This is a genomic window from Amycolatopsis sp., assembly GCF_035546795.1.
In the GTDB taxonomy this organism is placed as follows: Bacteria; Actinomycetota; Actinomycetes; order Mycobacteriales; family Pseudonocardiaceae; genus Amycolatopsis_E.
The window spans coordinates 76946-87605 of the sequence record NZ_DASZWC010000005.1 but is presented as its reverse complement, the minus strand read 5'-3'; the positions used below and the strand labels follow the sequence as shown (position 1 = coordinate 87605).

13 protein-coding genes and 1 pseudogene are annotated in these 10660 nt (G+C 71.1%); 5 read left to right on the top strand and 9 right to left on the bottom strand.

Annotated features, from left to right (window positions below; translation table 11 throughout):
- The 3 genes and pseudogenes from VHD82_RS06925 to VHD82_RS06915 form a co-directional block, all read left to right on the top strand.
- A pseudogene (locus VHD82_RS06925) lies at positions 1-195 on the top strand (IS4 family transposase); the annotation flags it as partial.
- Positions 196-671: 476 nt separating this feature from the next.
- Positions 672-860 (top strand): PspC domain-containing protein, encoded by a 189-nt coding sequence (locus tag VHD82_RS06920; RefSeq protein ID WP_325698209.1) that lies wholly within the window; start codon positions 672-674, stop codon positions 858-860.
- A 63-nt stretch (positions 861-923) separates the two neighbouring features.
- Complete coding sequence (locus tag VHD82_RS06915; RefSeq protein WP_325698207.1) at positions 924-2909, top strand: S9 family peptidase; 1986 nt, start codon at positions 924-926, stop codon at positions 2907-2909.
- Between the two features lie 3 nt (positions 2910-2912).
- Here VHD82_RS06915 and VHD82_RS06910 read toward each other — a convergent pair whose 3' ends face one another.
- On the bottom strand, positions 2913-3368 hold the full coding sequence (locus VHD82_RS06910; RefSeq protein WP_325698205.1) for a hypothetical protein: 456 nt from the start codon (positions 3366-3368) through the stop codon (positions 2913-2915).
- Positions 3369-3471: 103 nt separating this feature from the next.
- On the opposite strand from VHD82_RS06910, the gene VHD82_RS06905 reads away from it, so the two are divergent.
- Positions 3472-4407: a GlxA family transcriptional regulator gene (locus VHD82_RS06905; protein WP_325698203.1), complete on the top strand. Its 936-nt coding sequence runs from the start codon at positions 3472-3474 to the stop codon at positions 4405-4407.
- Here VHD82_RS06905 and crcB (VHD82_RS06900) read toward each other — a convergent pair.
- Genes crcB (VHD82_RS06900) through crcB (VHD82_RS06890) form a run of 3 tightly spaced genes read right to left on the bottom strand, consistent with a single transcriptional unit; the run spans position 4388 to position 5548 of the window.
- Complete coding sequence (crcB, locus tag VHD82_RS06900) at positions 4388-4756, bottom strand: fluoride efflux transporter CrcB (protein ID WP_325698201.1); 369 nt, start codon at positions 4754-4756, stop codon at positions 4388-4390. The genes VHD82_RS06905 and crcB (VHD82_RS06900) overlap by 20 nt on opposite strands.
- Positions 4753-5082, bottom strand: coding sequence for a DUF190 domain-containing protein (locus VHD82_RS06895; protein ID WP_325698199.1), 330 nt, complete (start codon positions 5080-5082; stop codon positions 4753-4755). Before VHD82_RS06895 ends, crcB (VHD82_RS06900) begins: the two co-directional genes overlap by 4 nt.
- Before the next feature lies 1 nt (position 5083).
- Complete coding sequence (crcB, locus tag VHD82_RS06890) at positions 5084-5548, bottom strand: fluoride efflux transporter CrcB (protein ID WP_325698197.1); 465 nt, start codon at positions 5546-5548, stop codon at positions 5084-5086.
- Positions 5549-5691: 143 nt separating this feature from the next.
- Here crcB (VHD82_RS06890) and VHD82_RS06885 point away from each other — a divergent pair, with 143 nt between their 5' ends.
- On the top strand, positions 5692-6294 hold the full coding sequence (locus VHD82_RS06885; protein WP_325698195.1) for a TMEM175 family protein: 603 nt from the start codon (positions 5692-5694) through the stop codon (positions 6292-6294).
- Here the strand turns inward: VHD82_RS06885 and VHD82_RS06880 are convergent.
- From VHD82_RS06880 to VHD82_RS06860, 5 genes are read right to left on the bottom strand one after another with little or no spacing between them, the layout of a single operon-like run.
- On the bottom strand, positions 6291-6893 hold the full coding sequence (locus tag VHD82_RS06880; protein ID WP_325698193.1) for an energy-coupling factor transporter transmembrane component T: 603 nt from the start codon (positions 6891-6893) through the stop codon (positions 6291-6293). The two genes, VHD82_RS06885 and VHD82_RS06880, sit on opposite strands and share 4 nt — an antisense overlap.
- Entirely contained in the window at positions 6890-7564 is a 675-nt protein-coding gene (locus tag VHD82_RS06875) for an ABC transporter ATP-binding protein (protein ID WP_325698191.1), read from the bottom strand. The genes VHD82_RS06880 and VHD82_RS06875 overlap by 4 nt, the downstream gene beginning before the upstream one ends.
- Positions 7561-8673 (bottom strand): thiolase family protein, encoded by a 1113-nt coding sequence (locus VHD82_RS06870; protein ID WP_325698189.1) that lies wholly within the window; start codon positions 8671-8673, stop codon positions 7561-7563. Before VHD82_RS06870 ends, VHD82_RS06875 begins: the two co-directional genes overlap by 4 nt.
- Positions 8670-9941: a class I adenylate-forming enzyme family protein gene (locus VHD82_RS06865; protein WP_325698187.1), complete on the bottom strand. Its 1272-nt coding sequence runs from the start codon at positions 9939-9941 to the stop codon at positions 8670-8672. Before VHD82_RS06865 ends, VHD82_RS06870 begins: the two co-directional genes overlap by 4 nt.
- Positions 9938-10513: a biotin transporter BioY gene (locus VHD82_RS06860; protein ID WP_325698185.1), complete on the bottom strand. Its 576-nt coding sequence runs from the start codon at positions 10511-10513 to the stop codon at positions 9938-9940. Before VHD82_RS06860 ends, VHD82_RS06865 begins: the two co-directional genes overlap by 4 nt.
- Positions 10514-10660: the final 147 nt, after the last annotated feature.

The window sequence follows — 10660 nt, the reverse complement described above, 5'->3', positions numbered from 1 at the left end:
GACATGGTCCGCCAGGAAATCTGGGCCCTTCTCCTCACCCACTACAGCATCCGGCATCTCATGACCCGGGCCGCCGACCACGCCGACATCGACCCCGACCAACTTTCCTTCACCCGCTCATTACGTATCATCCGCCGCCAGGTCACCAACCAGGCGGATTTTTCCCCCTCAACACCGCCGCACCGCACTCCTTGAAACCTTCACGGAAATGCTCGAACGTCTCTACCCACCCCGCCGGCGACAACGCAGCAACCCCCGCACCGTCAAACGCAGCAAATACCGCCACTACAGAACCAAAAAACCCGACGACCACACCACCACATACAGCCATCCACCACAAATACGAGTCCTCACCCCAGCCGCCTAAGTTAGCGGTATTGCCCGCCCGGCGAGGGCAGTCTTTTGGTCTTTTCCCTTGCGCCGCAACAGCAACGGACGCGCGTGGCCGCGCCAAGGCATCCCACCCCCACCCCGATCCTGGAATGTTCGCGGCCCTGCGAGCGCAAGTGCGGCCGGGGATCGGGGCGACGGTGGCGTGTGGGGTGCTCGCCGCACGTCGCCGGGCGGCAGGTGTGCGGGCAGCCTGCGCGAGATCCTGCCGGGGGAATCTCGGGGTCGGACTCCGGGTCGTTCCCGATGCGGGGCGGCGCCGGGGACGCCAGGCTGGACCCATGACGACGAAAACGCTGACGAGGTCCCGCTCCGACCGGTGGATCGCCGGGGTCTGCGGAGGGCTGGCCGACCGGTACGGCTGGCGGCCGAACACGGTGCGCCTGGTGTTCGTACTCTCCTGCCTGCTGCCCGGGCCGCAGTTCCTGCTCTACCTGCTGCTCTGGGTGATCATCCCCGGCGAGCGCTGAGTCCACAATGGACTTTTCGGCAATCGCGCCCACCAGGCCCGGTGACGGTGGTATGAAGATCGGGTGACCAAGTTTTCCGAGCTAGACGACTATGTGAGCCTGCCACGAGCGGCCGGTCTGGCACTGTCCCCGGACGGCAGCCGGCTCGTCGTCGGCGTGTCCCGGCCCGAAGGCAAGAAGACCCGGTTCACCGGGTCGCTGTGGGAGGTCGACCCGGCCGGTGAGCGCCCGGCGCGGCGGCTCACCCGCAGCGAAGAAGGAGAATCCAGCCCCGCCTTCACCCCGCAGGGCGACCTGCTGTTCGTCTCGAAGCGGCCCGATCCCGCGGACACCGAGGAGGCCACGGCTGCGCTGTGGCTGCAGCCGGCCGGTGGCGGGGACGCGCGGGTGATCACGGCGCTGCCGGGTGGGGTCCGGCAGCCGGTGGTGGCCGCGGAGGCGGGCACGATCGTGCTCGGCTCGGGGCTGATGCCCTCGGCCACCAGCCCCGAGCACGACGCGGAGCTGCGTAAAGCGCGCAAAGAGGGCGCCGTCTCGGCGATCCTGCACGAGGAGTACCCGATCCGTTTCTGGGATCACGACCTCGGCCCGGACCGCACCCGCCTGTTCGCCGGCGGCGAGGACGCCTGGCGCGACCTGACGGGCAACGTCGGCAGCGCGCTGTCCGACGAAGCGGGCTGGGACATCAGCCCGGACGGCAGCACGGTCGCCGCGTCCTGGACGGTCCCCGAAGCGGGTGGCTCCCAGCGCCAGACCATCGTGCTGCTGGACGTGGCCACCGGCGAGCGGCGCACGCTGGCCGACGACCCCGGGCACGAGTACGACGCGCCGCGCTTCTCCCCCGACGGCGCCCAGGTGGCGTTCCGGATCCACCGGCGTTCCACCCCGCAGGACCCGGGCAACGTCTGGCTCGGTCTCGCACCGGCGGCCGGCGGCGAGGTCCGGGTGCTGACCAGGGCGTGGGACCGCTGGCCGGGCGCGCCCCGGTGGACCCCGGACGGCACCGCGCTGGTGATCGAAGCGGACGACCTCGGGCACAGCCCGCTGTGGCGGATCGACGTGGCCACCGGCGAGCCCGCCAGGCTCACGGAGACGGGCGCGTTCACCGAGCCCGTGGTCTCGCCGGACGGCCGCTGGGTGTACGCGCTGCGGTCCGCCGTGGACAGCCCGCCCCGGCCGGTGCGCGTCGCGCTGGACGGTTCGGGCACCGAGTTCCTGCGCGGGTTCGAGCCGCCGGAGCTGCCGGGCAAGCTCGACGAAGTCACCGCCACGGCGGCGGACGGCAGCCCGTTGCGCGCGTGGATCGCCTTGCCGCACAACGCTTCCGCGGACAGCCCGGCACCACTGCTGCTGTGGATCCACGGCGGCCCGCTCGGCTCGTGGAACGCCTGGCAGTGGCGGTGGAACCCGTGGCTGGCCGTCGCTCGGGGGTACGCGGTGCTGCTGCCGGATCCGGCGCTGTCCACCGGGTACGGGATCGAGTTCATCCGGCGCGGCTGGGGTGCCTGGGGCGCCGCGCCGTTCACCGACCTGATGACGATCACCGACGCGGCCGAGCAGCGGCCGGACGTGGACGCCACCCGCACCGCGGCGATGGGCGGTTCGTTCGGCGGGTACATGGCGAACTGGGTCGCCGGGCACACCAACCGGTTCTCGGCGATCGTCACCCACGCCTCGCTGTGGGCGCTGGACCAGTTCGGCGCCACCACCGACATGTCGAGCTACTGGGACCGGGAGCTGACCCCGGAGATGGCGGAGGCGAACTCACCGCACCGCTTCGCCGACGACATCTCGACCCCGATGCTGGTCATCCACGGCGACAAGGACTACCGGGTGCCGGTCGGCGAGGCGCTGCGGCTGTGGTGGGATCTGAAATCCCGCGCGAAGAGCGAGGACGGGTCGAGCCCGCACAAGTTCCTCTACTTCCCGGACGAGAACCACTGGGTGCTCACGCCGAACCACGCGAAGCTCTGGTACGCCACCGTTTTCGCGTTCCTCGGCCAGCACGTGCTCGGCGAGCAGTGGCAGCGCCCCGAGGGGCTCGGGTAGCGCTCAGGCCCCGGTGGTCGAGCCGGGGCGGATGATCATCAGCACCGTGACGGCGGCCCACAGCAGGTTGAACACACCCGTGTACATGGCCAGCTGTTTCGCCGTCACGGTGATGGTCTGCGTACCGCCTTCGCCGGCGGGCTGGAGCGCGGCGTCGAGTGCCGCCTGCTGGCGCGGCAGGATCAGCAGCGCCAGCACCCCGGCCGCGACGGCCGTCAGCACGATCGAAACGATCACCCACGGATCGCCCATCACCTTCATGAGCCCCGCGGTCGCGAAGCCGAAGAACGGCACCGCGATGCCCACCACGGCGTAGACCCGGCACAGCCGGTGCAGCGAGACGGCCTCCTGGGGTGTACTGCCGCGCACCACGGCGGGGAACCGGCTGGCGGCCACCGCGACCGGCCCGATGGCGAGGATCGCGGCGAGGACATGCAGGGTGAGAAAAAGCTTCGTCACGACACCGAACCTATCCGGCGCCGATTCGCACCCGACAGTGGCATTGACGACGGGGTCCGACAGGATCTCGCCAGTACCGCCGGGGCCGGGGTAGCTTGAGCCCATGCACACCGTGGCCGTTCTCGCGCTCGACCAGGTGGTCCCCTTCGACCTGGGCACCCCGCTGGAGGTGTTCGGCCGCACGCCGGGCTACCAGGTCCGAGTGTGCGCGGCCGAACCGCAGGTGGACGCGGGCCTGTTCACGATCTCGGCGCCGTGGGGCCTGGACGCGCTCGAAGACGCCGACACGGTGATCGTGCCCGGCACGGCGGACGCCGCCAAGCCCGTCTCCCCTGTCGTGCTCGACGCCCTTCGCGGCGCGGCGGCCCGCGGGGCGCGGATAGCGTCGATCTGCTCGGGCACCTTCATCCTCGCCGCGGCGGGCCTGCTCGACGGGTTGCGCGCCACGACGCACTGGTGCGCAGCCGACGGGCTGGCCCGGATGTACCCGGCGATCTCGGTGGACCCGGACGTGCTCTACGTCGACAACGGCCAGATCCTCACCTCGGCGGGCGCCGCCGCGGGGCTGGACCTGTGCCTGCACATGATCCGGCGCGACCTTGGCTCCGAAGCCGCCGCCACCGCCGCCCGGTTCTCGGTGGTGCCACTGGAACGGGAGGGCGGGCAGGCGCAGTTCATCCCGCACGAACTGCCGCCGGCTCCGCAGGGGTCCACTTTGGAACCGCTGCTGGACTGGTTGCAGGCGAACACCGGACGCGACCTGACCCTGGCCGACATCGCCCGGCACAGCGGGATGAGCACCCGCACCCTGCTGCGCCGCTTCCGCGAGCAGCTGGGCAGCACGCCGTTGCAGTGGCTGCACCGCACCCGGATCCGGCAGGCGCAGCATCTGCTGGAAACCACCACCGAATCCGTCGAGCGCATCGCGGGCCTGGTCGGCTTCGGCTCCCCCACGGCTTTTCGTGAGCGGTTCAAGCGGATCACCGGGGTGAGCCCGAACGCCTACCGGCGCACGTTCGTCAGGCCAGCGACGCGTTGATCACGGCGTAGCCGAGCAACGCGGCACCGAGCCCGGCGACGACGGTGACCGTCACGTTGAGCATGGCGTAGAAGTACGCGCGCTGTTCCACCAGCCGCAGGGTCTCGAAGCTGAACGTGCTGTACGTGGTCAGCGCTCCGCAGAAACCCGTGCCCAGCAGGGCGAGCAGCGTGGCGGGCAGCGCCGTGCCCGCACCGGCCAGCCCGCCGAGCACCAGACTGCCGACGAGGTTCACCGCGAACGTGCCCCACGGGAACGGACTGTCGTGGCGGGCCTGCACCGCGCGGTCGGTCAGGTACCGCAACGGCGCGCCCACCAGCGCACCGGCGAACACCAGGAGCACGGTCACCGCGATTCCTCCTGGAACCGCACCACTTCGACCTCTTCCAGCGTCACCAGCCGGTCACCGGCCAGATCGGCGAGCCGGGGCAGGAACTCGCGGATGCGTTCGGCGCCGTCCACGATGATCACGACGACCGGCAGGTCCTCGGCGAGGCTGAGGATGCGGGTGGTGTGGATGAGCGAGCTCGATCCGTAGCCCTCGCACCCGCGCAGCACCGTGGCGCCGGCCAGGCCGGCATCCCTGGCGCGCCTGACGATCTCGTGGTGCAACGGCTTGTGGTGCCAGGTGTCGTCCTCGCCGACGAACACCGACAACCGCGTGGCGACAGGCATTTCAGGCCCTACCTTCCCGCTCGGCCAGGACGCGGGTCAGCCACGCGCCGCACACCACGGCCAGCATCGCCCCGGCCAGGCTCATCAGCAAGTACGCCACGGCGATCAACACCGTGCCGGGCTGCAGCAGCGCGCGGATTTCGTTGGCATAGGTGGAAAACGTGGTGTAGCCGCCGAGAATCCCGACGCCGAGGAACGGCCGGACCAGCCGGTGCGCCGTCCACACCTCGGTGATCAGCACCATCAGCACGCCGATCAGGAAGCAGCCCGACACGTTGACCACGAACGTGCCCCAGGGCAGTTGCCCCGGGCGGGTGGGCAGCAACTGGACGAGCCCGTAACGCGCCAGCGCGCCGATGCCGCCGCCGAGGGAGATCACGGCGAGCACCGGTCCGTGGGTCCGCCACCACGCCTGGTGGCGGACACGAAGGGCGACCGGTTCGGCCACCTCGGTTTTTTCGGGCAACGCAATCTCCTACTCGCGACGGACTCGAGTAGGGACTGTTGGCGGCGGCAGCCGCGGTTCTCCCACCCTCGGGAACGGCGAGCCCCACCGCCGTCCCGGCCATTCTACCGATCCCGCTCCGGGCGTCCCGCTAGGATCCGCGCGTGCCCCAGAAACGGTCCCCCGAACGGCTCGTCTTCTTCACCGACGCGGTGGTCGCGATCGCCATCACGCTGCTGGTCCTGCCACTGGCGGACGCGGTGCCCGAAGCGGTCGCGCAACACCTCTCACCGACCGAGCTGATCACCGAGAACAAGTGGAAGATCTACAGTTTCCTGCTCAGCTTCGCGGTGATCTCGCGGCTGTGGGTGGTGCACCACCACGTGTTCGAAGAGGTCAAGGCATACAGCCAGCGGCTGATGACGCTCAACTTCGGCTGGTTGCTGGTGATCGTGCTGATCCCGTTCCCGACCGAAATAACGGGATTGTACGGAAACGACCGCTTCACCTCGGCGCTCTACATCGGCACGATCCTGGCCGCGTCGATTTTCCAGCTGGCGATGGTGTTCGTGATCCGGTGGGACCGCGACCTCCGCGACGACGACGCGGAACTGGCGAAGAAACCGTTGTTCAGCACCGCGGGGAACACCCTGGTGCTGGCGATCGCGTTCGTGGTGGCCGCGCTGGTGCCGCACGCCGGGTACTACATGCTGCTGCTCCTGCTGGTGCCGGCGCTCGTCGCGCGATTCCGCAGGAACGGGGATTAATCGCCTTCGCCGCGAGCGGCCAGGGCTTCGCCGAGTTCGTCGGCGTGGCGCAGGGTGCGGACCAGGAACGGCACGACGAAGGCCGTCGGTGAACGTTCCGCGCCGCGCGCCCTCGCCGCTTCGCGCACCTCGCCCGCGATCCCGCTCAACGCCGCGACAGCCTGCAACGTCAGCCCGGCCAGCAGCCCGATCCGTTCCGGGCGAGCGCCGAAACGCCGTAGCGGGCCAGCGGCACGCTCCACAGTGGACACCAGGTCCTCGATGCGGGTGGTGCAGGTGAACAGGTTCGCCGCCCCGAGCGCGGCGGCGATACGCACGCTCACCACCCCGGCCGTGGTCAGGTCCAGCAGCCACCATTGCACGGCGAACACGACCACGACCAGCACGACGACCGCCCGCAGCTGCCGCAGGCTCCGCCGCGCCGGAATGCGCGCGACGACGTAGCCGAGCGCGACCAGTACGCAGAGCGCGCCGAGCCACAGCGGAGAACCGAGCAGGACGACAACCACCGCGAAGGCGAACAACGCGAGCAACTTCGCCCCGGCCGGGGCGCGATGCAGCGGGCCGGTGCCCGGCTCGTAGCCGACGACGGGGTTCATTCCGCGAGCTTCCGGTAGTGGCGCAGCGCCGGGCCGGGCTCGTCGTCCGCGGCCACCCGCCCCTGGTCGACGACCACCACGCGCTCGAACTCGCCGAGCAGGTCCAGGTCGTGGGTCACCAGCACGACCTGCTGCGGCAGCGTGGTGAGCAGCTCGGTGAACCGGCGCTTGTTGCGCAGGTCCAGCAGCGTGGTCGGCTCGTCGCAGACCAGTACGTCGGGCTCCAGCACGAGCATCGCGCAGAGCGCCAGAAGTTGTTTCTGCCCGCCGGAAAGCTGGTGCGCGGGATGCTCGGCGTACCCGGCCAGACCGTGTTCGGCGAGCACTTCGGCGGCCCGGCGCTCGCGGTCCGCTTTGGACAGACCGCTGCGGCGCAGCGAAAAGGCGACGTCCTCCCCCGCGGTCGGCATGACGATCTGACTGTCCGGGTTGGTGAACACGAAGCCCACCTTGCGCCGCACCGCGCGCCCGTCCCTGGCCGGATCGAGCCCGTCCACCAGCACCCGGCCGCTCGACGGCTGGACGAGCCCGTTGATCATGCGTGCCAGCGTGGACTTACCGGAACCGTTCGCGCCGACGAAGGCCACCCGCTTCTCCGCGATACTCAAGTCCACATCGGACAGTACGGTCCTGGTGCCGTAGCTGTGCCCCACCGACTCGAACTCGATCACGAAACCGCCTCCCACCACGTCGCCACGCCGACCCCGCCACCCGCGGAGAGCGCGGCCAGCCCGGTGCGGCCCGCCCCCTGGCGTACCAGCCTGCTGAACAGCCGCACCACCAGTATCGCGCCCGACGCACCCCACGGGTGCCCGAGCGCGATCGCCCCGCCGTCCGGGCTGACCGTCAGCTCGTCGAGCCCAGCCGCGTCCAGGCACGCGAGCGCCTGCCCCGCGAATGCCTCGTTGAACTCCACCACATCCGGCGTCCCGGCCAGGACGGTCTTCATCGCCGGGACGGCACCGAGGCCGAGCCGGTTCGGGTCCACAGCGGAAGTGGCCGACGCGGCCAGCCGCAGTCCCGGCAAGGCGAGACGGCGCCGGATGGCCTCGCTGACCACGAGCACGGCCGCGGCTCCGTCGTTGACCCCGCACGAGTTGGCCGCCGTCGCCGTGCCATCGGGGGTGAAGGCGGGCCGGAAGCGCGCCAGCCGTTCGACGGTGAACCCGGCGCGGGGCCGCTCGTCCCGCTGGATCCCGCCCACCGCAACGATTTCCGCGTCGAACCGGCCCGCCTCTTGCGCGGCCACCGCACGGTTGTGGCTGCGCACGGCGAACTCGTCCTGTCGCGTGCGGGAGATACCCGCTTCGGCGGCGACAAGGTCCGCCGCGACGCCCATGTCGGGGTCGCCGATCCCGGCGGGCGCGAACGGTGCCCGGCTGTAATGCTGCGCTGGGTCGTCCCGCCAGGCGCGCAACGGGGCCGTGGAAGCACTTTCCACCCCGCCGGCGAGCACTGCGCCGGCCTCGCCCGCGCGGATCATCGTGGCGGCCTGGGTGATCGCCGCGAGCCCGCTGGCGCACTGACGGTCGAGGGTCAGCCCGGGCACCGGGTCACCGAGCCCGGCCCGCAACGCGGCGACGCGCGCGGGATTCCCGCCAGGGCCGAACACATTGCCGAGCACGACATCGTCCACTGTGTCCAGTCCGGCATCGTCGAGCACCGCTCGCAGCACGGGTGCCGCCAGCTCGTCGACCGTGAGATTCCGGAGCGCGCCGCGCGCGGTGCCGATCGGCGTGCGCCGCGCCGCGACGACCACAGGGGTGCGATCGCCGGTCACGTCAGCCGCTCCAGCGTCCCATCGGCCAGCTGCCCGGCCACCACGGCGCGCGCGGGCTTGCCGGAAGCGGTGCGGGGCAAGGCTTTCGCGACATACCAGCGCCGCGGCCGCTTGCCGGGCTCCAGCCCGGACCTCGCCTGCGCCCGCAATGCCGCCAGCTCCACGCCGCCCGCGCCGGGCTCGACGACGGCAGTCACGACTTCACCGAGCGCGGGATGCGGCGTCCCGGTCACCAGCACGTCGGCCACCCCCCGCGCGCCGCGCAAGACCGCTTCCACCTCCTCGGCCGCCACAAGCTTGCCGCCGCTGGACACCACGGCGCCCGCCCGGCCGAACACCGTCAGTACGCCGTCGGAAAGCTCGGCGAGATCGTCCACTGTGGACCATTCGGCGCCGACGGGATGCGCCACGCCGTCGCGAAGGTAACCGCTGAAGACCATCGGCGAGCGCACCCACAGCACGCCCTCCCGGACCGCCACGTCCGCGACCGGCCGCAGCCCGTCGCCGCCCCGGCGGATCGCGATCAGGGAGTGCTCGGCCGAGCCGTAGTACTCGACCAGTCCGGCCTCCGGCAGCACCCTGGCGAACCGCGCACGCAACGCGTCGTCGACCTGCGCGCCGCCGCAGACCACCGTCCGCAGCGCGCTGCCCGGCCGTCGTTCCAGCACCGCCAGTAACGCGGAAAGCATGCTCGGCACCAGATGCACCGCGGTCGCCGTCCGGCTCGCCTCCGCCGCCGCGAACGGCTCCCACTTCGGCAGCAGCCGCACCGAGTTGTCCGTCCACAACGCATGAAGCGCGCCGAACAGGAACAGCGACGACGACAGCGGCCCGGGGATCAGCACCTCGCCCGGCCCGAACCGGCCCAGCGCCTCGAAACTGCGCAGCCAGGACGACCTGGTGCGGAACAGCACCTTCGGCCGCCCGCTGCTGCCGGACGTGGTCGGCAGGTAGAAGCAGCGGCTCTCCGCGGGCTCCACACCGTCCGTTGTGGACGGAGCAGCGCCGGTGACCACGACGTCCGGCGCCGCATCGGCCAGCACCGCTTCGCGCTCACGTGGGGCCCATGCCGGTTCGACGACCAGGGTCGCCGCGCCGAGCAGATCCGCGCCGAGGAACCACGGGAGCACGTCGTGCGTGTCGACGGCTACCCGCGCCCCGGGACCGACGCCGAGGCTCGCCAGGTGCCGGGCCGCGCCGTGCGCACAGGCCAGCAGATCCGCCGGAATCCTGCCTCCGCCGACGATCGGCGGTGTCGCCAGGGTCACTCGCTTCGCGCCTCCGAACCGGCCAGCCGCCCCGGCAGCGCGCGGTGCACGACCGACGCCACGAGCGCGGCGATGACCACCTTCGCCAGGTCGCCCGGCACGAACACCATCGACTGCACGAACGCCGTGCCCATATGCCCGGTGTAGATGCCGAGGAACGGGATGCCGATCACGTAGTCGGCGACCAGCCCGGCGAGGTTGGCCAGCAGCAGCCACCCGAGGTTCGGCGTGCGCAGCCTGCGCACGATGAGCCCGGCGACCAGCGCGGAGAGGATCCAGCCGAGCAGGAAACCGCCGCTGGGCCCGATGAACGGGCCGATCCCGCCGCGCCCGCCGGACAGCAGCGGCAGCCCGATCGCGGTCAGCGCCAGCAGCAGGACGACCGACGCGGTGCCGCGGCGGGCACCGAGGATGCTGCCGGCGAGCAGCGGCCCGATGTTCTGCACGATGATCGGCACGCCGGAGCCGCCGACGTAGACACCGGGGAACAGGCCGAGCACCGCGATGAACGCGGCGAACACCACCGTCCTGGCGAGATCGGCGGCAGGCAGCGTGGCTGACGTCTTGGACACGGACGCACGTTAACCCGCGTCAAGGGCAATCCAAAAAGACCGCCGTCACATTGTGAGACGTCCACAGTGCACAGGCTCACACCCGCGCCGAAGCCCGATCCGCTATGAGACTTCGGCCAGGAATCCGCGCGCCGGGTGCTCCCAGCG